The 19894-nt window shown below is 65.8% G+C and carries 19 protein-coding genes and 1 tRNA gene; 9 read left to right on the plus strand and 11 right to left on the minus strand.

The annotated features are described in order from the left end of the window. The first annotated feature begins 50 nt into the window (after positions 1-50). From KYX69_RS19415 to KYX69_RS19425, 3 genes are read left to right on the plus strand one after another with little or no spacing between them, the layout of a single operon-like run. Entirely contained in the window at positions 51-518 is a 468-nt protein-coding gene (locus KYX69_RS19415; RefSeq protein WP_300500470.1) for a (2Fe-2S)-binding protein, read from the plus strand. Continuing rightward, positions 515-2656, plus strand: coding sequence for a molybdopterin cofactor-binding domain-containing protein (locus KYX69_RS19420; protein WP_300500472.1), 2142 nt, complete (start codon positions 515-517; stop codon positions 2654-2656). The genes KYX69_RS19415 and KYX69_RS19420 overlap by 4 nt, the downstream gene beginning before the upstream one ends. Further along, positions 2653-3279, plus strand: a complete 627-nt coding sequence (locus tag KYX69_RS19425; RefSeq protein ID WP_300500475.1) for an Isoquinoline 1-oxidoreductase subunit — start codon at positions 2653-2655, stop codon at positions 3277-3279. Before KYX69_RS19420 ends, KYX69_RS19425 begins: the two co-directional genes overlap by 4 nt. Before the next feature lie 127 nt (positions 3280-3406). Here KYX69_RS19425 and KYX69_RS19430 read toward each other — a convergent pair whose 3' ends face one another. Beyond that, entirely contained in the window at positions 3407-3961 is a 555-nt protein-coding gene (locus KYX69_RS19430) for a rhodanese-like domain-containing protein (protein ID WP_300500478.1), read from the minus strand. A gap of 114 nt (positions 3962-4075) precedes the next feature. Here KYX69_RS19430 and KYX69_RS19435 point away from each other — a divergent pair, with 114 nt between their 5' ends. Both KYX69_RS19435 and KYX69_RS19440 read left to right on the plus strand, forming a co-directional pair. Continuing rightward, entirely contained in the window at positions 4076-5488 is a 1413-nt protein-coding gene (locus tag KYX69_RS19435; RefSeq protein ID WP_300500480.1) for an amino acid permease, read from the plus strand. Then, entirely contained in the window at positions 5485-6351 is an 867-nt protein-coding gene (locus KYX69_RS19440; RefSeq protein ID WP_300500483.1) for an S-methyl-5'-thioadenosine phosphorylase, read from the plus strand. Before KYX69_RS19435 ends, KYX69_RS19440 begins: the two co-directional genes overlap by 4 nt. A 45-nt stretch (positions 6352-6396) precedes the next feature. Here KYX69_RS19440 and KYX69_RS19445 read toward each other — a convergent pair whose 3' ends face one another. The 6 genes from KYX69_RS19445 to KYX69_RS19470 all read right to left on the minus strand — a co-directional run bounded on the left by KYX69_RS19445 (position 6397) and on the right by KYX69_RS19470 (position 13603). Continuing rightward, complete coding sequence (locus tag KYX69_RS19445) at positions 6397-8970, minus strand: HWE histidine kinase domain-containing protein (protein WP_300500486.1); 2574 nt, start codon at positions 8968-8970, stop codon at positions 6397-6399. Then, a complete protein-coding gene (locus tag KYX69_RS19450; RefSeq protein WP_300500489.1) occupies positions 8945-9502 on the minus strand; it encodes a biliverdin-producing heme oxygenase in 558 nt (185 codons plus the stop codon). The genes KYX69_RS19445 and KYX69_RS19450 overlap by 26 nt, the downstream gene beginning before the upstream one ends. A 79-nt stretch (positions 9503-9581) precedes the next feature. Continuing rightward, on the minus strand, positions 9582-11387 hold the full coding sequence (locus tag KYX69_RS19455; protein ID WP_300500492.1) for a sensor domain-containing diguanylate cyclase: 1806 nt from the start codon (positions 11385-11387) through the stop codon (positions 9582-9584). A 55-nt stretch (positions 11388-11442) separates the two neighbouring features. Further along, entirely contained in the window at positions 11443-11631 is a 189-nt protein-coding gene (locus tag KYX69_RS19460; protein ID WP_300500495.1) for a DUF1289 domain-containing protein, read from the minus strand. Positions 11632-11639: 8 nt separating this feature from the next. Then, positions 11640-13034, minus strand: coding sequence for a DEAD/DEAH box helicase (locus tag KYX69_RS19465; protein ID WP_300500498.1), 1395 nt, complete (start codon positions 13032-13034; stop codon positions 11640-11642). Between the two features lie 89 nt (positions 13035-13123). Then, positions 13124-13603, minus strand: a complete 480-nt coding sequence (locus tag KYX69_RS19470; RefSeq protein ID WP_300500500.1) for a hypothetical protein — start codon at positions 13601-13603, stop codon at positions 13124-13126. Positions 13604-13681: 78 nt separating this feature from the next. On the opposite strand from KYX69_RS19470, the gene KYX69_RS19475 reads away from it, so the two are divergent. Together KYX69_RS19475 and KYX69_RS19480 are read left to right on the plus strand one after the other, a co-directional pair. Next, the gene (locus KYX69_RS19475; protein ID WP_300500503.1) at positions 13682-15142 is read left to right on the plus strand and encodes an FAD-binding oxidoreductase; all 1461 of its coding nucleotides are present in this window, start codon (positions 13682-13684) and stop codon (positions 15140-15142) included. 30 nt (positions 15143-15172) lie between these two features. Beyond that, entirely contained in the window at positions 15173-15955 is a 783-nt protein-coding gene (locus KYX69_RS19480; protein ID WP_300500506.1) for a SapC family protein, read from the plus strand. A gap of 374 nt (positions 15956-16329) precedes the next feature. Here KYX69_RS19480 and KYX69_RS19485 read toward each other — a convergent pair whose 3' ends face one another. Continuing rightward, positions 16330-17163, minus strand: coding sequence for an N-formylglutamate amidohydrolase (locus tag KYX69_RS19485; RefSeq protein ID WP_300500542.1), 834 nt, complete (start codon positions 17161-17163; stop codon positions 16330-16332). A 126-nt stretch (positions 17164-17289) separates the two neighbouring features. Here KYX69_RS19485 and cpdR point away from each other — a divergent pair, with 126 nt between their 5' ends. Together cpdR and KYX69_RS19495 are read left to right on the plus strand one after the other, a co-directional pair. Beyond that, positions 17290-17667, plus strand: coding sequence for a cell cycle two-component system response regulator CpdR (cpdR, locus tag KYX69_RS19490; protein ID WP_300500508.1), 378 nt, complete (start codon positions 17290-17292; stop codon positions 17665-17667). A 69-nt stretch (positions 17668-17736) separates the two neighbouring features. Next, positions 17737-17811 (plus strand) — tRNA-Val (locus KYX69_RS19495). 25 nt (positions 17812-17836) lie between these two features. Here KYX69_RS19495 and KYX69_RS19500 read toward each other — a convergent pair. The 3 genes from KYX69_RS19500 to KYX69_RS19510 all read right to left on the minus strand — a co-directional run bounded on the left by KYX69_RS19500 (position 17837) and on the right by KYX69_RS19510 (position 19865). Next, complete coding sequence (locus tag KYX69_RS19500; RefSeq protein WP_300500511.1) at positions 17837-18130, minus strand: hypothetical protein; 294 nt, start codon at positions 18128-18130, stop codon at positions 17837-17839. 26 nt (positions 18131-18156) lie between these two features. After that, positions 18157-18933: an alpha/beta hydrolase gene (locus KYX69_RS19505; RefSeq protein ID WP_300500514.1), complete on the minus strand. Its 777-nt coding sequence runs from the start codon at positions 18931-18933 to the stop codon at positions 18157-18159. A 128-nt stretch (positions 18934-19061) separates the two neighbouring features. Then, complete coding sequence (locus KYX69_RS19510; protein ID WP_300500516.1) at positions 19062-19865, minus strand: phosphatase PAP2 family protein; 804 nt, start codon at positions 19863-19865, stop codon at positions 19062-19064. Between the last annotated feature and the right edge of the window lie 29 nt (positions 19866-19894).

The raw sequence follows: 19894 nt of genomic DNA on the forward strand, positions 1-19894 counted from the left end.
GCGAATGGCCGGTGGTGGCCTAGCCTGCGCATCAGACAGGAGGCGCACCGATGGCCACCACTTTCCAATTGAACGGCAAATCCCAAGTCTTCGACGGCGATCCTGAAACGCCTTTGCTGTGGGTGTTGCGTGACCATCTTGGCCTGACCGGCACCAAATATGGCTGCGGCGTCGCGCAATGCGGGGCGTGCACCGTGCATCTCGACGGCAAGAACCGGCGGTCGTGCGTGACCCCGGTCGGCATGGTCGCGGGCAAGAGCGTGACGACGATCGAGGGCGCGAGCGGCAAGGTTGCCGATGCGGTCAAGGCCGCATGGGTCCAGATCGACGTGCCGCAATGCGGCTTCTGTCAGTCGGGGCAGGTGATGTCGGCGATCGGCCTGCTCACCGCCAAGCCCAAGCCGACCGATGCCGATATCGACGCGGCGATGGCGGGCAATCTCTGCCGCTGCGCCACCTATGTCCGCATTCGGCAGGCGATCAAGGATGCCGCGGGCGTGAAGGGGGAGCGGGCATGAACGCCATAGCCAACCGCCGCGCTTTCCTGACCGGAAGCGCCGCGCTCACCATCGGGGTCACGCTGCCGGGCAAGGCAGCAAAGGCGCGGGCTGCCACCGCGACACTGGCCCCCAATGCGTTCGTGCGCATCGGGGCCGACAGCCGCGTGACGATCATCGCCAAGCATGTCGAGTTCGGGCAGGGGCCGGCGACGGGCGTGACCACGATCATCGCCGATGAGCTGGATGCCGCCTGGGATCAGGTGGATGTGGTGTTCGCCCCGGCCAACGACCCGCTCTACAAGAACTTGATGTTCGGCACGATGGGCGTGGGCGGATCGACCGCGATGCGCGAAAGCTGGGACCAGATGCGCATGGCGGGCGCTGCGGCGCGGGCGATGCTGGTCGAAGCGGCGGCGAAGCGCTGGGGCGTCGAACCGGGCGCGGTCACTGTGTCTCAGGGCGTGGTCAGCGCCGGGAACCGCAAGGCAAGCTTCGGCGAACTGGTGGCGGATGCGGCGAAGCTGCCGGTCCCGCAAAAGCCGGTGCCCAAGACCCCGGACCGCTATGTCTATATCGGCAAGCATGTGTCGAAGGTCGACAGCAAGGCCAAGACCGACGGGTCGGCGCTGTTCACCCAGGACGTGCGCCTGCCTGGCATGGTCCATGCCGCGGTGCGCCGCCCGCCCGCATTCGGCGCGACGGTCAAGAAGGTCGAGGATGGCGCCGCGCGCGCAATCCCCGGCGTGCTCGACGTCAAGCCAATCCCAAGCGGGGTTGCGGTCTATGCCCGCGACACCTGGACCGCGCAGCGTGGCGCGGCTGCGCTCGAGGTCGACTGGGATATGGCGAAGGCGGAGACGCGCTCGTCGGACCAGATGCTCGCCGAATATAGCGCCGCCGCGCGCACGCCGGGCAAACAGGTCGAGGCGGCGGGCGATGCCGCTGCGGCGCTGGCCCGCGCGGCCCAGACGATCGATGCGACCTATTACTTCCCGTTCCTCGCGCACGCGCCGATGGAAACGATGGACTATGTGATCGAGAAGAAAGGCGAGGGCATCTCAGTCCATGCCGGCAGCCAGTTTCAGGTCGGCGAAATGGGTGCGATGTGCGGCGTTGCCGGGGTGCCGTTCGACAAGAGCGCGCTAGTCCAGCATTATGCCGGGGGCAGCTTCGGCCGTCGCGCGACGCCGGTGATGTTCGACGGCACCGAGGCTGCGGCCTGCGCGCGCGCCTATGGCTTTGCCGCGCCGGTGAAGGTCGTGGCGAGCCGCGAGAACGACCTGACCGGCGGGTTCTACCGCCCGATGACGGTGCATCGCGTGCGCGCCGGGATCGACGCCAATGGCGCGATCAGCGGCTGGGATCAGGTGTGCGCCGCCAAGTCGATCATGAAGGATACCCCGTTCGAGGCGATGGGCATCCGCGACGGCGTCGACGGCAACATGATCGAGGGCGCGAACGACACCAACCAGTACAAGATCGGCGACTTCCGGCTGGGCCAGCATCTGATGAAGGGCGGCGTGCCGGTGCTGTGGTGGCGATCGGTCGGCCACACGCACACCGCGTTCGTCAAGGAAACGATGATCGACGAGCTGCTCGAACTGGGCGGCAAGGATCTGGTCGCGGGGCGGATGGAGTTGCTCAAGCATGACCGCGCCAAGGCGGTGCTGGCCAAGGTCGCGGAGATGGCGGCGTTCGGCAAGCCGGCCACGAAGGGCCGGGCCAAGGGCATCGCGGTGCATGAGAGTTTCGACAGCTTCGTGGCTCAGGTCGCCGAAGTGTCGAAGGGGGCGGATGGCCTGCCCAAGGTGCACAAGGTGTGGTGCGCGGTCGATTGCGGCATCGCGATCAACCCCGACATCATCCGCGCGCAGATGGAGGGCGGCATCGGCTATGGCCTGGGTCACGCGCTCTATGCCGAACTGACCCTGGGTGAGGGCGGCGTGGTGCAGCAGACCAATTTCGACAGCTATCGCTCGCTGCGGATCGGAGAGATGCCGGATGTCGAGGTGGCGATCCTCCCCTCGACCGAAAAGCCGAGCGGGGTGGGTGAACCGGGGCTGCCGCCGATCGCCCCCGCCGTCGCCAATGCCTGGCGCAAGCTGACCGGCAAGGCGGTGCGCCGCCTGCCCTTCGCGCATGGAGACAATGCATGAGCGTGCAACGTTACGGCCTGATCGCGCTGGGCCTGGCCGCGGTCGCGCTGCCCGCCGCGGTCGTCGCTTCGAGCCAGTCGGCGGCGCCGGTCGGGCTAAAGCCGGTCGCGGCGTTCGCGACCATTTCCGACCCGGCGGTGCGATCGGCGGCGATCTTCACCGAGATGGGCAAGGTGCTGACCCACCCGCGCTGCATCAACTGTCACCCGCGCACCGACAGCCCGTTGCAGGGCGACGACATGCGCTTCCACATGCCCCCGGTCGAGCGCGGGCCGAAGGGCATGGGGATTGCCGGGATGGAATGCTCGACCTGCCACGGCCCGCGCAACGTCGCCTTCGCCGATGGCAAGGGCAGCATTCCGGGCCATCCTTTGTGGCACCTCGCCCCCAAGTCGATGGCGTGGGAGGGCAAGTCGCTGCGCGAGATTTGCGAGCAACTGAAGGATCGCAAGCGCAATGGCGGCAAGACCCTGGCCCAGATTCATGAGCATAATGCGAGCGATACGCTGGTCGGCTGGGGCTGGAACCCCGGGCCGGGGCGCACGCCCGCGCCGGGGACTCAGGCCGAGTTCGGCGCGCTGACCAAGGCGTGGATCGACAGCGGGGCAAAGTGTCCGGCATGACCTATTCCTCCCCTGAGCTCGTCTCAGGGGAGGGGGACCGCCCGCTAAGCGGGAGGTGGAGGGGCGGCCGCGCAGACGGCCGGGACGGCTCGGCAAGATTCCGCCCTCTGCGAGGGCGGCCCCTCCGTCAGCGCTGCGCGCTGCCACCTCCCCTGCGGGGCAGGGGAGGAATTGAGGCCGTCACCCACTCCACTTTCGGATCGTTGAAATCCACCACGTCGACCAGTTCCCAGACATTGGTGTAGCCATAGCCGACGAGGTTGATGAACGTCTGGATGTTCAGCGCGAGCGGGGCGGCCTTGATCGGGACCGGGCGCTGGTGGTTCGAGAAATTATTGTTGCAGTAGATCAGGATCATCCGCCCCGGCGCGCCGATCGTCGCGTGGAGCGACTCCGCGTTGAAGTCGGGCAGCGGCAGATTGATCGCACCCCTGATATGCCCGTCCCGAAACGCCGTTTCCGAGCGGGCGTCGAGCAGCAGCGTACCGTCTGACGCGGCCAGTTGCCGGAAGCGGGCGAAGGGCAGCAGCCGTCCCGCGCGCAAGCGGCGGACGTCACCGGTCAGCCGCTCAAACCCGCCATAGTCGATCTGCGGATTGGGCTCGGACGGTCGCTTGTGCTGGGCCAGCGCTGGCGCGGCTGCAGTCGCGCCGATGGTTGTCAGGAACAGGCGGCGATGCATGGCCGAACCTCCGTTGTGCTGGCGCAACGCTGCGCCTTGTCGCATGTCCGCGGCATGAACCGTTGACCTGAACGCGTCTCCGTCGCACCCCTTGGGCATAAACAGGGGGATCGCATGGCCAACGGACTATTTCGCACGAAAAGCGTGAAGGGCGTCGAGGATCACGCGCCGGAACATCGTCTGGCCGCGACCCTGTCCTGGCCGCATCTGATTGCGCTCGGCATCGGCGCGATCGTCGGCACCGGCATCCTGACGCTGATCGGCGTCGGCGCGGGCAAGGCCGGGCCGGCGGTGATCCTGTCCTTTGTGATTGCGGGCGCGATCTGCGCCGCCGCGGCGCTTGCCTATGCCGAGATGTCGACAATGATGCCGGCGTCGGGCAGCGCCTATAGCTACAGCTATGCCGTGCTGGGCGAGATCATTGCCTGGGTCGTTGGCTGGTCGCTGATCCTGGAATATTCGCTGGTGGTCAGCGCGGTAGCGGTCGGTTGGTCGGGCTATGCTGCGCCGCTGCTGCAAAGCTGGGCAGGGGTGCCGATGGAGCTGATGGCCGGGCCGCATGCGGGCGGAATCGTCAATATCCCCGCGATCGTGATCATCGCCATCGTCGCCGGGCTGCTGTGCCTCGGCACGCGCGAGAGCGCGACGCTCAATGCGGGACTGGTGATCGTCAAAATCGTGGCGCTGGCAGTGTTCGTCGCAGTTGCGTTGCCCTATTTCAACGGCGCAAATTTCGAACCGTTCGCGCCGTTCGGCTTCGCCAAGAGCGTCTCGCCGGACGGGGTCGAGCGCGGCGTGATGGCGGCGGCGGCGATCATCTTCTTCGCATTCTACGGCTTCGACGCGATCTCGACCGCGGCGGAGGAGACGAAGAACCCCGGCCGCGATCTGGCGATCGGCATTGTCGGGTCGATGGTGGCGTGCGTTGCGATCTATATGCTGGTCGCGGTCGCTGCGGTGGGGGCACTGTCCTATACGCAATTCGCCAACAGCCCGGAGCCGCTGGCGCTGATCCTGCGCGAACTGGGTCAGGACGGCTTTGCCACCTTCCTTGCGGTATCGGCGATCATCGCACTTCCGACGGTGTTGCTCGGCTTTCTGTTCGGGCAAAGCCGCATCTTCTTCACCATGGCACGCGACGGGATGCTGCCGATTGCGCTGGCGAAGGTGTCATCGCGCGGCGCACCGGTGCGGATTACGATCTTCACCGCGATCATCGTCAGCGTGATTGCGGGTCTGCTGCCAATCGACGAGATTGCGGCGCTTGCCAATGCCGGGACGCTGGTCGCGTTTGCGGCGGTTGCGATCTGTATGATGGTGCTGCGCCGCCGCGCGCCCGACATGCCGCGCAAGTTCCGCACGCCGTTGTGGGCGCTGGTCGGGGCGATCGCGGTGCTGGGCTGCGCCTATCTGTTCTTCAGCCTGCCGGCCAAAACCCAGCTTTATTTCCTGTATTGGAACGTGCTCGGGGTTGTCATCTACTTCGCCTATGCCCGCCCGAAAGTGAGCAAACAGGGGTTGGCATGAGCGGTTGGCATATCGGGATTATCGGCGGGTCGGGACTCTACGACGTTGCGGGGATTGAGGATGGCGCATGGGTCGAGGTCGACTCGCCCTGGGGTGCGCCGTCCGATGCGATCTTCACCGGGCGGCTGGGCCATGTGCGCGTGTCGTTCCTGCCCCGCCACGGTCGCGGCCACCGGATCAGCCCGTCTGAGCTGAACGCGCGCGCCAATATCGACTGCCTCAAGCGGCTGGGCGTCACCGATGTGCTGTCGGTGTCGTCGGTAGGCGGGCTGCAGGAGGGACGCGCGCCCGGGACCTTTACGATCGTCGACCAGTTCATCGACCGCACCAAAGGGCGGCCGTCGAGCTTTTTCGGCACCGGCATGGTCGCGCATGTCTCGATGGCCGATCCCGTATGCCCGCGCCTCTCGTCATTCGCGGGGGAGGCAGCGGAGGCGGCGGGCGCCATCGTCCATCGCGGCGGCACCTGTCTGGTCATGGAGGGTCCGCAATTCTCGACCCGCGCTGAAAGCCTTCTCTACCGCAGCTGGGGCTGCCATGTCATCGGCATGACCGCGATGCCCGAAGCCAAGCTGGCGCGCGAGGCGGAGCTGCCCTTTGCGATGGTGGCGATGGTCACCGACTATGATTGCTGGCGCGCGGAAGAAGCGGCGGTCGATGTCGCGCAAGTGATCGCGCAGCTGTCGAGCAACGCGGAAAAGGCGCGCGCGATGGTGCTCAACCTGCTGCGTGCGCTGCCGGCGGAGCGGGCGGCGTCGCCAATCGACACCTGCCTTGATACCGCGCTGATCACCGCGCCGCAGGTGCGCGATCCGGAAGTGCTGGCGCGGCTCGATGCGGTGGCGGGGCGGGTGCTGGGTTAGCTAATCCTCCCTTTGGCGGGGGAGGATTATTTGGTTTCGCCGATCCTAATCCAGCATGTCCGCCAGCGCGCGGGCGACGTTCTCGATCGTATAGGGTTTCTGCACCACCGGGCGTCCGCGATGCTGGTCGGGAAACTGCGCTTGCTCGCCATAGCCGGTGGCAAACATGAACGGGATCCGCCGTTCGAGCAGCGCGTCGGCAATGGCGAAGCTGGTCGTGCTGCCCAGGTTGATGTCGAGGATGGCGACCGTCGGCGGCTGCGCGGCGATCAGGTCGAGTGCAGCGTCGACCGATGCGGCGGTCATGACGTCGAGCGCGCCGAGCCGGGTCGCAATATCCTCGGCATCCAGCGCGATGATCAGGCTGTCCTCGACCAGCAGCACCCGCTGCCCGTCGAGCAGATCGGCGGGCGGCTCCTGGCGCTGCTCGTGCGGTGCGCGGGGGAAGCGGATCATCGGGGCGCCACCCTCGCGCGGCTTGGACACGTGACGGGCGGGAATGCAGAAATCGGCCTCGAACCCGGTCTCGGCATAGCGCGTCTGCGCATCGCCGCCGAGATCATAGGGCACGGACCGTTCAATGATCGTGGTGCCAAAGCCTTTGCGCGACGGCGCTTTGACCGCTGGGCCGTCAATGTCCCGCCAATACAGCAACAGGTCGCCGCGCGCGTTGCACTCCCAGCTGAGCTTCACCGTCCCGCCGGGCACCGACAGGCTGCCATATTTGCTGGAGTTGGTGACCAGTTCGTGCAGAACCAGCGCCATGGTGGAATAGGCCTGGGGGTTGAGCATCACCGGCTCGCCCTCACTGACGATGCGGTCGCCCTCTTCGACAAAGGCAGCGGATTCGGCGTCGATCAGCGCCTGAAGCCAGGCCGGGCCCCAATGATCCTCGGTAATCTGATTGTGCGCCCGCGCCAGCGCGTGGATGCGGCCATCGACGACCTTGACGAAGTTGCGCACCGCCTCTTCCTCGGGCTGCGCCTGGCGGATCAGGCCGCGGATCAGGCCCAGGATGTTGCGGACGCGGTGGTTGAGTTCCGCGATCAGCACTTCCTGCCGCGCGCCCGCGCGCTGGCGTTCGGCCGATGCTTCGTCGGCCAGACGCAGCACCACCTCGATCAGCGTCGCGCGCAGTGTTTCTGCAACCCGCAGTTCGGACGCGGTGAACGGCTTTGACCGCCCACGCACCAGTTCCTTCCACTCGTCGAAACTCGCGCGCGGGGTCAGGCGCGCGCCGTTAGGGCCATATTCGACCGGCTTGTGCGGATCGCCACCCCAGCGGATGGAGCGAACCATTTCGCTGCGGAACAGGATGACATAATCGCGGGGTGAACGGGAAATGGGAATGGCGAGCAGTCCGGCAGCGCTGTCGGCAAAAAGCTCGGCATCGACGACCAGCGATCCGATATGGTCGGTCGCGAACACCTTGCCCGCCGCCGTCGCGTTGAGCGCGCGTACGATCCGCCGGAAATCATCCGTCGGCGGGGTAATGCCCGAAAAGGCGTAGCTGCCGTTGAGCCATACCCCGACGCCATCGGCGGGGATGGCGTTGGTCAGAATATCGGCGAGCCAGTCGGGATCGCGCAGCAGCGTCTCGTCCGAAGCAACTGCGCCGAGCAGCTGGTCGGAAATGTCGCGCGCGCGCCGCTCGAACTCGACCGTCTGCTGCCGCTCCCGGCTTTCGAGCCGCATCGAAAACATCTGCGCAAACAGCTCGGAGGTGGACCGCCGCTCAAAACTGGGGTGGCGCGGGGCATAATGGTGGCAGGCGAACAGGCCCCACAGCTTGCCGTCGACGATGATCGAGATCGACATGGACGCATCGACGCCCATGTTGCGCAGATATTCGATATGGATCGGCGAGACCGAGCGTAGCAGCGAGAGCGACAGGTCAAGTGGTTCGCCCATTTCATCGAGCTGGGGAACGATGGGAACGGGCGTAGCGTTGATGTCCGCGATGACGCGCAGCAGGTTGCGGGTGTAAAGCACCCGCGCCTGGGCGGGAATATCGCTCGCCGGATAGTGTAGCCCCTGAAAGCGGCCGATCCCCGGCTTGCACGCTTCCGCCACCACTTCGCCGGAGCCATCTGCCGCGAAGCGATAGACCATGACGCGGTCGTAGCCGGTCAGCGCGCGCACCTGTCGCGCACCTTCCCGGTAGAAGGACAGCATATCCCCGCACTGGTCCAGCCGGACGATCATGGACCGCACCATGCCGGTGACGTCCCCGACTTCGCCGGTGGAGCGCTGCCCTTCGATCACGATCTGTCCGCCGGACATGTGAACCGCCACGTCGAACGATCCCGCACCCGGTACCAGTTCGGTGTCGAACAGACGCTCGACCGAATCCGGCCCACGCAGCATCGCGGTGCGGTTGCGCAGATCATGAATGATCGGTGCCGGCAAAAACTCGGCCAGCGGATGGCCGACGATCTGCTCGGGATAAAATCCCAGAAACTCCGGCAGATTCGCTGAGCCGCGCGCGACGATCCAGTCGGCGGTCAACGCGATCAGAAACCCGATCGGCTGGATCGCGCCGAGGATGTGGATGGGCTCGCGATCGCAATTGGTGAGATCGACGGGGTGCGGATCATTCAACGACAAACATCCTTCCATGCTGCCGCGCGCTTCGCCAGAACAGGTCGAAGACGGCGCGTGCAGCGTCTGCTGCGACCGCATGCTGATCGGGCGTGACGAGGTGGCGGTCCAGCACCTTGATCAGTTCCTGCCAGCGTTTTGGCTCGGGGGCGCAACGAATGAACCGGGCGGGAAGGTCCATCGGAACGTTGCGGGCGAGCATCGCGCCGCCTAACCGCGACCCTTCGAGCACGTAGATTACGCCCAGTGCGGCCGCGTCGGATCGCACGTCAAACGGCTCTGGTTTCGGGGCGGGAGCATCCAGATCGGCAAGATCCGCACGGATCAGTGCCGCACGGCTGCGCTCCGGCCAATCGGGCAGCAGCGCGGCGGGCGCAAACGCGTCGATTGCTGCCTCCGCCGTCAGCAAGGGGCCTGCCTGCGCCATCAGGAAGCTGCGGTACCCGTCGCGGTCATCCAGGTCGAAGCCCCCGAATGCGTCGTCAACCCGCGCATGCGCGGAGGCGGTCGCGGTGCGCAACAGGCTCCGGGCAGATGCGGCTTTCGTCATGCCCGGCGGTTGTGGCGAAACCGGAACTGCACCACAAGCCATTGTTTCCTGCTCGAAATGACCTTTTTTCAGGCTGCGCTCATGCCGCGCGGCGACTGCTCGGCCGGGCGACCTCGACCCGGTTGCGGCCCTGTCGCTTGGCGCGCAACAGAGCGGCGTCGGCGGTAGCGATGAGCTGATCGACGGCGCCATGTTCGGGCGTTGCAGCCACGCCGATCGAGATCGTGACCGGGCCGAGTGCTTTCCCCTCATGGCGGACGTCCAGCTCGGCAATCCGTGTGCGGATCGCTTCGGCGCGCGCGACTGCCTGATGCACTGGAACGGAAAGCAGCACCGTGAATTCCTCACCGCCAAACCGGTACGCATCGCCCGCGCCGCGCGTGCTGTCGGCCAGCGCCTGTCCGACCGCGCGGAGCACCACATCCCCCGCATCATGGCCAAATTCGTCGTTGAACCGCTTGAAGTGATCGACGTCTAGCATCAGGCAGGCAATCGACGCGTGCGCAGGTGCCGCAGTCGCGCGCAGGGTGGCCAGCCGTTCGTCGAGCTGACGACGATTGGGCAAGCCGGTCAGCGCATCGGCCATGGCCAAGGCCTGCAGCGCTTCGCGCAGGCGCAGATTGGCCAGCGCCAGTCCGATATTCTCGGCCAGCATCCCGAGATAAGGCGAGGGCGTGCCCTCGTGTTCGGGCGCTGTCCCGGCGCGCGGTTCGAGGTAGAGCAGGCCGAGTATCTCGCCATGCGCGGTCAGTGGCAGGCACAGTGTATCGGGAAGTTGCCCATCCACCGGGTGCAGGTGCGCACAGGGAATATCGACCGCGCGCCCGGCCGGGCGGTGCGGCTGACTGCGGCGCAGCGCCCAGCACGCCGAGGGGGCAAACGCATCGACCGATCCTTTTGGACCGAACCATTCGCACGCCGCGCCCAGCGCTCCCGAACCGGAATCGAGCAGATAGAGCCGACCTGCCAGCGTCGGCGCGATCTGTGGTGCAAACCGGCGCGCAATGGCGAGCAGGTCGGCGAGATTGTCGCACGCCTGCATCCGCTGCGTCATGCGTGCCAACAGGTCGCGCATTGCCAAATCCCGATCCCGCTCCGCTTCCAGCCGTTGCCGTTCAAGCCCGTTGGTACGGAAAATGTCGATCGCTGCCGCCATATCGCCAATCTCGTCGATCTGACTCAACTGCGGGGGAATGGCGGAAAAATCCTGCGCTGCCAGCCGTGTGACGACATCGCTCAGGCGGATCACGGGCCGCAGGACGCGCTGCTTGAAGATGAAATAAAGCACGGCCAGGAACAGCAATGCCGTTATCGCGATCACGGCTTCGGAAATGCTGCGCCACAGCCGGGCAAAGCGGGTTGCCTGCTCGATCTGGCCGGCGGTACGGGTTTCGATCTGTGCCTGCAGCTGCTCGAGCATCGTCTTGGCGCGATCGAGTTCGCGTTCGTGCGCGCCGCCGAACAACAGGGTTCGTGCCGTGGTAAAATCGCCCCGCTGATAGGCAAGGATCGCCGCGCGTTGCTGTCCGTCCATCGTCTGCGACAGCCGGATTGCTTCGCGCAGGAGGTGCAGTTCGTCCGGCATCGCCCCGGCTTGCGCGACCGGTGCGATGCGCGCATCGACATCGACGCGCGAATCGCGGTCGCTCTCATGGAGCAGCCGATAGACCGGGTCGCCTGTAACGACGAACTGACGCGCATGGTCTGCCGACAGGAACATCGTCTTTCCGAGCGCGGTCGTCGCGCGATCCAGGGCGTAACGGTGCGCGACTGCTGCACGCTCGCGTTCATGCGCGTCGGATGCCAGCAGCATCGTCACCCCCGACGTCAACGTCAGGACGAGCGTGGCACCATAGGCCCAGTTGGTGATCGTCGCGAGGCGCATGTCCGCCGTATAGAGGCGGGACGCGCGATCCGGGTCGCGACGGGGTAAAAGACCCTTAGCGGTCGGCGATCCGCTTCAGGATTGCGCGACGCCGATCATCGCTGACCGATGACCATTCCGCAATCTCGTCGAGCGTGCGGTGGCAGCCTTTGCAGACATCGTCCCCGTCCAGGTGGCACACGCCGATGCACGGGCTGGTGACGCCCGGGACCGGGGTGAAGGCGAGGAAATCATCCTCGTCCATCAATGCCGTCACGCAGGGATCGTGAAGTTCAGGAAGTCCGGGATCGGGCCGTTCCAGCCGCCATCGTCCTGCGCATCGGGACCCGTGTCGCGGGCCTCGTAACGCTGGTCGCGGCGCGGCCGATCGTCGCGGCGGGCGCGGGGCCGGTCTTCGCGGGGCCGGTCGTCGCGCGGCCGCGGCGCACGCGCTTCTTCGCGGGGTGCCTCAGCAACGGGGGGCGAGTCCTGATCGGGCTTGGCCTTGCGGCCGCGTGGCTTCTTCGCTTCTTCCGGCTCTGCGGCAGGCAGCTCGCCGATCCGCTCGATCTTCTGCCCCTGCAGCTTTTCGATATTCTCGATCGCCTCGGCGTCCGCGCTGGTCACCAGCGTATAGGCGGTGCCGGTCGCGCCCGCGCGGCCGGTGCGACCGATGCGGTGGACATAATCGTCCGGGTGCCACGGCGCGTCGAAGTTGAAGACGTGGCTCACGCCCTTGATGTCCAGCCCGCGTGCGGCGACGTCGGATGCGACCAGGATGTTAACGGTCCCGGCCTTGAACCGGTCCAGTTCGGCGATGCGCGAAGACTGGTCCATGTCGCCATGGATTTCAGCCGAGCGGAAGCCGTGCTTTTGCAGGCTCTTGTTCAGTTCGCGAACGGTCGTCTTGCGGTTGCAGAAGATGATCGCGGTGCGCACGTCCTCGGCAGCCAGCAGGCGGCGCAGCAGGTCGCGCTTGGCGAACGCGCTCGACGGGGCCGGGACCAGCCGCTGCGTGATATTGAGGTTGGTCGATGCCGGACGCGCGACTTCGATCGTTTTGGGGTTCGACAGGAACTTGTCCGCCAGCTTCTTGATCGGCGGCGGCATCGTCGCCGAGAACAGCAAGGTCTGACGGTTCGCGGGCAGCTTGGTGCAGATTTCCTCGATATCGGGGATGAACCCCATGTCGAGCATCCGGTCGGCCTCGTCGATCACCAGCAGGTTGCAATCGTTCAGCATAATCTTGCCGCGACCGAACAGGTCCATCAGGCGGCCGGGAGTGGCGATCAGCACATCGACGCCCTTTTCCAGCGCCTTGACCTGATCGCCCATCTGCACGCCGCCGATGAGCAGCGCCATGCTGAGCTTGTGATAGGTGCCGTATTTCTCGAAATTCTCGGCCACCTGCGCCGCGAGTTCGCGCGTCGGTTCAAGGATCAGGCTGCGCGGCATGCGCGCGCGGCTGCGCCCTGCGGCGAGCACGTCGATCATCGGCAGCACGAAGCTGGCGGTCTTGCCGGTGCCGGTTTGCGCGATCCCGATCAGGTCGCGCATCATCAGCACCGAGGGGATCGCCTGGCGCTGGATCGGAGTCGGTTCGGAATAGCCAGCCTCTGTGACGGCCTTCAGCAATTCGTCGGAGAGGCCGAGATCGGCAAAGCTCATTCAGATGTCCGGAAAAACAGGGGCTCGCCCCTCAAAGTAAACTCAGGCGCTCTCCGGGAAACGGCGCGAAAAGTCAAGGTAAACGGCGATCAGCGTTCAGGGGTCAGCGTGCGGAACGACCGGATTCGGCATTCGCCACCTGAGCGCGAGCGGAACGCGTCGCGTTTGGCGCATACCTTCCCGTCCTTGTTGGGCTTGACGTAAAAGCCGGCATAGAAATCGAGCGCGGGACATTCATTGCCCAGCTTCGCACGGATCCGGCGCCCGCCCGACAGGACCAGATCGACGCTGTCGGACCGGATGATCGCGGCACCGGACAGCGATTCCACCGGCACACAGTCATCGGCGCGCTTCTCGACCCAGGCGATCGGGGGCAGTGGCGCTGGAGCCGGGGCGGCGGTGCGGCGGACCGCTTCGGGGCGCGGCACGCGGATCACGATATGCTGCTGAATGCGGACCTGCGCCAGCCGTGTCGGCGGCGCGTACGCTGGCGACGGCTTGCTCTGCCCCGACGCGGCGAGGGGCAGCAAAAGTGCAGCGAACACGGGGGCGATCAACAGCTTCACCATATGGTCATGCCCTATACCGGACCGGGTTGAACAGTGGATGAATTGCCCGCCGGTGTCCCGCCATGGTAGCGCGGGGTCATGACTGCGCCTGACCCCGCCGCTGCCCTGAACGCATTTGCCGCCGCCGTGGCGGCGCGCATTGGCGCGGACGCGGTGGTGACCGATCCGGACGCGATTGCGCCGTGGCTGGCCGATTGGCGCGGGCGCTATCATGGCGCTTCGACGCTGCTGCTGCAGCCGCGCACGACGCCGGACGTGGCGACGGTCGTCGCCCTGGCCGCGGCGCATCACGTGCCGCTGGTGCCACAGGGCGGCAATACCTCGATGGTCGGCGGGGCGACGCCGCCCGCCGATGGCAGCGCGGCGATCCTGTCGCTGCGCAGAATGAATGCGATTCGCCGGGTTGATGCCGATGCGGGGCTGGCGGTGGCGGAGGCCGGGGTGATCCTGTCCGATCTGCATGACGCCGCATTGGCGAAGGGTCGGCGCTTCCCGCTTACGCTTGGCGCCAAGGGCAGCGCGACCATCGGCGGCCTCACGTCAACCAATGCAGGCGGCACCCAGGTGCTGCGCTTCGGTACGATGCGCGCGCTGGTTCTCGGGGTCGAGGCGGTGTTGCCCGATGGCAGCATGCATGACGGACTTGCCCCGCTCAAAAAGGACAATCGCGGCTATGACCTCAACCAGTTGCTGGTCGGGGCGGAGGGGACGCTGGGCGTCATCACCGCCGCGACGCTGAAGCTGGTCCCGGCGGTGGCAGCGCGCGCGGTCGGCTGGGTCGGGGTCGATTCGCCGCACGCAGCCCTGGACCTACTGCGGCTCTGCGAGGCGGCGAGCGATTCGATCGAGAGCTTCGAGATCGTGCCGGCGCATTCGCTGGCGCTGGTGCTGGAGCATATCCCGGGCACGCGCGATCCGTTGGCGGGGCCGCATCCCTGGCATGTGCTGATCGAATCGGTGGCGAGCGATGCCGGGGCCGAACCGCCCGCCCAGACGCTGGAGCGGCTGCTCGCCATTGGACTCGATCGCGGATTGATTCGCGACGCGGCGATTGCTGCGAGCGAAGCGCAGGCCGAGGCATTGTGGAAGCTGCGCGATTCGATTTCCGAAGCTGAGCGCGCGAGCGGGCCGGCGCTTCAGCACGATATTTCGGTGCCCGTGGCGGGGATGCCGGACTTCATGATCGATGGCGCAGCGGCGGTGGAGGCGGCGTTTCCGGGGACCAGTGCGGGTGCATTCGGGCATCTGGGCGACGGCAATGTCCATTTCCATGTGCGCGCGCCCGCCGGGGCCGATCCCGGCTGGGTTGCGGAGAATTCGGCGCGAATCAGCCCCTTCGTCCATGATCTGGTGGTCGCAGCGGGCGGTTCGATCTCGGCTGAGCATGGGATCGGCCAAATGAAGCGCGACGAACTGGCACGGTTGTCCTCGCCTGCCCGCATGCATGCACTCGCCGCGATCAAGCGCGCATTCGATCCGGACAATCTGTTCAATCCGGGGAAACTGGTTACGCTTGCGCCCGCGCGCGCCGACCAATAGACCGCGCACACCTAAATCCAGGAGAATTTCATGGCCAGCGCGCCGCAAGCACAGGGTCTTCCCGTTTTCTACAACGACCTGCTCCCGCTCTCGAGCGAGATGCATGGCAATTTCCGTATTCGTCCCGCGTCGGTCGCGCCGTTCCTGGGCAAGCAGCACGCCGTGCCGCTAACCGTCGAGGAATTCCCGCTGGTGCAGCGTTATATGCCGATCGTGTTCTCGGCGGGTGACGAGCCGGTGCCGCTGGCGCTGATGGGCCTCAATGAGGGCGTCAACGTGTTCTTTGACGAAGACGGCAAGCCCCGCGGGACCGAGCCGATGTACATCCCGGCCTATATCCGCCGCTACCCCTTCCTGCTCGCGCGCCTACGCCCCGATGCGGAAGAGCTCTCGCTGTGCTTCGACCCGACCACCGAGACGATCGGTGCGTTCGAGGATGGCGACGCGCTGTTCGAGGATGGCAAGCCGAGCGAGCTGGTCCAGCAGATCCTGAAGTTCAACGAGGAGTTCGAGATTGCGGGCCAGAAGACCGGCGCGTTCCTCAAGGAACTCAACGATATGGGCCTGCTGATGGATGGCGAGGTCGCAATTCAGCCGGAAGGCGCGGCGCAGCCCTATATCTATCGCGGTTTCCGCATGGTCGATGAGGCGAAGCTCAACGATATGCGCGGCGATCAGCTGCGCAAGATTCAGCAGAACGGCATGCTGCCGCTGATCTACGCCCATCTCTTCTCGCTCGGCTTGGTCCGCGAGATTTTCGGTCGCCAGATGGCGCTGGGCGCGGTTGCGCCGCAGATCGCTCCGGCTGTCTGACCGTTTCCCTCCGGGGCTGCAGGTGCGGCCCCGGAGGTGATTTCCGCCGATTTCGGCCGGAACTGACGGGCCTGGTCCCGCCCCAACCCTCCATTCGTCGCATTTCCGGCTGTGGCCTTGAAGCCACGGTCAAGCATTACTATACTGTGTTTAGCGCGGTTTCGTGTCCCCCCTTTCGCGGACCCGCGCGGCACGCCTTCGGGCGTGTCTCCTCCCTGAACCTTGGCCGCCCGGTGGTAACACCGGGCGGTTTTTTTGTGAGTTGTTGGATCAGCTTTGCTGATGCGGTGCCGGCCCGCTCCCCCACCCGGCCACCCATTGAAGATACCTTGTGGGTGGCTGGGTGGGGGAGCGGGCCGGCACCGCCAACCAATCTATTGCGCGGCTTCGGCGAGGGGTAGGGCCTCGTCGGCGACGGCATCGATGATTGCGCGCAGCAGGCGTGCGGTGGCCTCAAGGCCGGACCCGGGCTGGTCGCGGCGACGATCGAGATACAGGCTGCGGTCGAACTCCAGCTGGATCGCATGGATGTTGTTGGCCGGATCGGCATGGCGCTCCAGCACATGGCCGCCGGCATAGGGCGTGTTGATCGCGCTGCGCACTCGCGCGGCATGGGCCACCCCCTCGATCCGGGCGACGAACCGCGCGGCGCTCGACCGGCCGAACCGGTCGCCAATGACCAGACGCGCTCCGCCGGGCGCGAGCGGGGGCATCGAGTGGATGTCGATCAGCACCGCCACGCCGAACCGCGCCCGCGCCGCCGTAAGTGCTGCAGCCAGCGCGGCATGATAGGGGCGGTGATCCTGTTCGATCCGCGCGCGCACTTCCTCGGCAGCGAAGCGGCGGCGCCAAAGGTCGGTGCCCCCAGCGCGGCGCGGGATGAGGCCGAGGCCGCTGCGCAGTTTGAGCGACTGTGCAGCCTCGGGCACCGGCTCGGCACCCTCGTCGATGCGGTGGTCGCGCTCATGCTCGGCGCGGTTGAGGTCGATCCAGGCGCGCGGCCGCGTTGCCACCAGCATCGTCTCGATGCCCCGCGCCGCGAGCGCCAGCGTATCGGCATGGCGATCCTCGAGCGGGAGCAGGCTGTGCAGCGGCACGCGCAGCGCCGCGCGCAGCGGCAGCGGATAATCGCGCCCGGCATGCGGCACCGAAAGCACGACCGGCGACACCGGAAGCTCGGGACCATGACGGTCGAAGGAGGGCGATATGCGCACCGGCCAACTCTATGCACCGGCCGTATCTGCCGCAACGCCGCATGGCTGGAATTTCTTAAGGGCTTCGCGCATAGTATCGCGGCGGGCACCGCGCCGCCATCGGCCGCAGACGAGGGGTGAATGATCAGGATCTTGTTGGCCGAGGACGATCAGGTGATGCGTGAGTATCTCGCGCGCGCGCTGGAAAAGTCCGGCTATGCCGTCACCGCCGTCGATCGCGGCACCGCCGCGCTGCCGCTGATCGAAGCCGAGCGCTTCGATCTGCTGCTCAGCGACATTGTCATGCCGGAAATGGACGGGATCGAGCTGGCGCAGCGCGCCGCCGAGATCGCGCCCGACATGCGCATCATGTTCATCACCGGCTTTGCAGCGGTGACGCTGAAGGCCGGGAAACAGGTGCCGCAGGCGCGGGTGCTGTCGAAGCCCTTCCACCTGCGCGATCTGGTGCTGGAGGTCGATCGCCTGTTCGAAGCCGGGCAAATCCCCAGCCTGAATTGAAACGGGCGCTTGCATCGGGGGGCGACCCCCGCTAGAGCGCCGCTTCCCGAGATTCGCCGCAAGGCGAGTGGGCGTGTAGCTCAGTGGTAGAGCACTGTGTTGACATCGCAGGGGTCGCAAGTTCAATCCTTGCCACGCCCACCATGATTAAGCCCGCTAGGTCAACGACTTAGCGGGCTTTTTCGCGCCCAGTCTCGCGGTTTGACAAGGTGCGCTCCGGTGTTTCTCCGGTGAAACCTCCGAACGAACGCCGAACATTCAGGTAACGCCAAGGGTTTTCCCGATCAGCAAGGTTGTCGGTTAGTGAACTCGAGCAGCGTGGATTGGGCCGCGCCGATCCTGTATAGCAGCTCGGCATTCGCTTGACGCCTCGGCAGCTTTGCGCCCCAATAGCCGCCGTTCGATTGGCTGGCAGATGTTCCCGAAAGCCGCCGCCATTGCTCACGTCGCGGTCGATCAGCATTTGGCACAGTCATGGTGGCAAAGCCTTCATTCGCTGCCGAGGAGGCTTTGTGCCAGAAAACGGAAACTTGCTTCCGAAATGTCGAGATCGGGCATCGTTAGAAAGCCATGGAAGCCGTCGGCGACACAGCGGTAATAGACGTCAATCCTTGCCTCCTTGAGCTTTTCTGAAAAGCGACCGGCCTCGTCGCGCAAGGGGTCGAGACCCGCGGCGAGGATGGTGGTGGGGGGCAGGCCAGATACATCGACCCGCGCTGGCACTGCGGATTTAGCCGCGACCGCGGCGCCAAGATATTGATCCCAGAACCAGCGCATGGCGTTGGTGGTGAGCAGATAGCCGGTGCCATATTCCCGGTAAGAGGCGGTTTCGAAATCGGTATCGAGAACGGGATAGATTAGCAGCAGATGTGCGAGCGCGACGGTCTTGCATGCCCTTGATGCGACCACCGCGGCAATCGCGCCGCCGGCGCTGTCTCCGCCGAGCGCGATCGCACCTATGTCCAGACCGCGCGCTGCCGCGCCTCCGGCGGACAGCCAGGCGACGACGGCAAGCCCATCATCGACCGCCGCCGGATACGGGTGTTCCGGGGCCAGGCGATAGTCCACCGATACAATGATCCAGCCGGTATCGCGTGCCAGGCGTCGGCAGATGCTGTCGTGGGTATCGAGGGTTCCGCTGACGAACCCGCCGCCATGGAAGTAGATCAACGTCGGCTGCGCGTCGATGGAGCTTCCATGGCGATAGTAGCGGACGGGTATCACATTCTGTCCGGTCGAAACATGATCGTCGAATACGAAATCCACGGCCTGTTTCGACGATTGCCGGGGACGTGCTGCAACGGCTTCGCGATAGGCTATCACATCCGTGTCGTGCCCTGCGGGCGGAACTTGGTCGCCTAGCGACCTGATCAATTGCAGGATGTCGGGGTTGGTCAATGGAAGAGGTTCAGCGTAATGAGCTTCTTCTCCTCGTCGCACTCAGCCCTAGTCGGTGCTGCGCCCTTGATCTTGAGAGCCGCGACCTCCTCCCGAGCCCCTGCCAGGGCCGATTGGTATGTCGATTTGGAGGAGATGATCGCCATCGTCGCCGATGCGGATTGAAAGCCGGCCTCGACCGCGCTCTTGTTATGCGCTCCGCAAACGAACCGGCTTTCACCATAAGCGCGCCCGCGCGCGAGAATCTGCTGCCCACGCTCGGGCATGACCGCGGTTAGCACGAGCGCCCACGTCCAGCCGAGGGTCGTGTGACCGGAAGGATAGTCGTAGCTCATCCGGTTGTGCTTGCGATCCAGCAGTTCCTGGACCGGCTGGCAGACCGGACCGCGGTCGATCAGGAACGGGCGTGCCCGGGCGAATACCCCCTTCGCCAGAGATGTTTGTCCCACAGTATCCAGGCTGGCTCTGCGAACCAGCTCGGCCAGTTTGGGCGCAGCCTGCGGCGTCAACTCGATGCCCGCCGCGCAGCTGAAGTTTTGCATCATCGCGGCTGCGCTGGTCTTGGTATCATTGGTCGCCAACTGCCAGCGTGGCGTGCCTTGCAGCGCCCGTGTGGCACGAAAGATTTTGCGGTCCGCCCCGTATCGCGGATCCGCGCGACGCGGTGCTGGCTCGAGCACAGTGGCGACATCGAACTCGCCCGGCGAGAGAAATCCATCGCGATCATCGGATGCGCCACCCGTGATCAGCCATGCTAAGGATAGCACCATGCAACTCAGCAGAGGGCGGGATTTGACCATCTTCTTCTCCGTCGATTTGCTTTGAGCGC

This window comes from Sphingomonas sp. (genome assembly GCF_030145815.1).
Classification (GTDB): domain Bacteria; phylum Pseudomonadota; class Alphaproteobacteria; order Sphingomonadales; family Sphingomonadaceae; genus Sphingomonas.

Excerpts from the sequence above, each read along its gene's own strand:
- KYX69_RS19415 (WP_300500470.1), top strand. The coding sequence starts at position 51 with ATGGCCACCACTTTCCAATTGAACGGCAAATCCCAAGTCTTCGACGGC.
- KYX69_RS19420 (WP_300500472.1), top strand. The coding sequence starts at position 515 with ATGAACGCCATAGCCAACCGCCGCGCTTTCCTGACCGGAAGCGCCGCG.
- KYX69_RS19425 (WP_300500475.1), top strand. The coding sequence starts at position 2,653 with ATGAGCGTGCAACGTTACGGCCTGATCGCGCTGGGCCTGGCCGCGGTC.
- KYX69_RS19430 (WP_300500478.1), bottom strand. The coding sequence starts at position 3,961 with ATGCATCGCCGCCTGTTCCTGACAACCATCGGCGCGACTGCAGCCGCG.
- KYX69_RS19435 (WP_300500480.1), top strand. The coding sequence starts at position 4,076 with ATGGCCAACGGACTATTTCGCACGAAAAGCGTGAAGGGCGTCGAGGAT.
- KYX69_RS19440 (WP_300500483.1), top strand. The coding sequence starts at position 5,485 with ATGAGCGGTTGGCATATCGGGATTATCGGCGGGTCGGGACTCTACGAC.
- KYX69_RS19445 (WP_300500486.1), bottom strand. The coding sequence starts at position 8,970 with ATGGAAGGATGTTTGTCGTTGAATGATCCGCACCCCGTCGATCTCACC.
- KYX69_RS19450 (WP_300500489.1), bottom strand. The coding sequence starts at position 9,502 with ATGACGAAAGCCGCATCTGCCCGGAGCCTGTTGCGCACCGCGACCGCC.
- KYX69_RS19455 (WP_300500492.1), bottom strand. The coding sequence starts at position 11,387 with ATGCGCCTCGCGACGATCACCAACTGGGCCTATGGTGCCACGCTCGTC.
- KYX69_RS19460 (WP_300500495.1), bottom strand. The coding sequence starts at position 11,631 with ATGGACGAGGATGATTTCCTCGCCTTCACCCCGGTCCCGGGCGTCACC.
- KYX69_RS19465 (WP_300500498.1), bottom strand. The coding sequence starts at position 13,034 with ATGAGCTTTGCCGATCTCGGCCTCTCCGACGAATTGCTGAAGGCCGTC.
- KYX69_RS19470 (WP_300500500.1), bottom strand. The coding sequence starts at position 13,603 with ATGGTGAAGCTGTTGATCGCCCCCGTGTTCGCTGCACTTTTGCTGCCC.
- KYX69_RS19475 (WP_300500503.1), top strand. The coding sequence starts at position 13,682 with ATGACTGCGCCTGACCCCGCCGCTGCCCTGAACGCATTTGCCGCCGCC.
- KYX69_RS19480 (WP_300500506.1), top strand. The coding sequence starts at position 15,173 with ATGGCCAGCGCGCCGCAAGCACAGGGTCTTCCCGTTTTCTACAACGAC.
- cpdR (WP_300500508.1), top strand. The coding sequence starts at position 17,290 with ATGATCAGGATCTTGTTGGCCGAGGACGATCAGGTGATGCGTGAGTAT.
- KYX69_RS19500 (WP_300500511.1), bottom strand. The coding sequence starts at position 18,130 with ATGCTGATCGACCGCGACGTGAGCAATGGCGGCGGCTTTCGGGAACAT.
- KYX69_RS19510 (WP_300500516.1), bottom strand. The coding sequence starts at position 19,865 with ATGGTCAAATCCCGCCCTCTGCTGAGTTGCATGGTGCTATCCTTAGCA.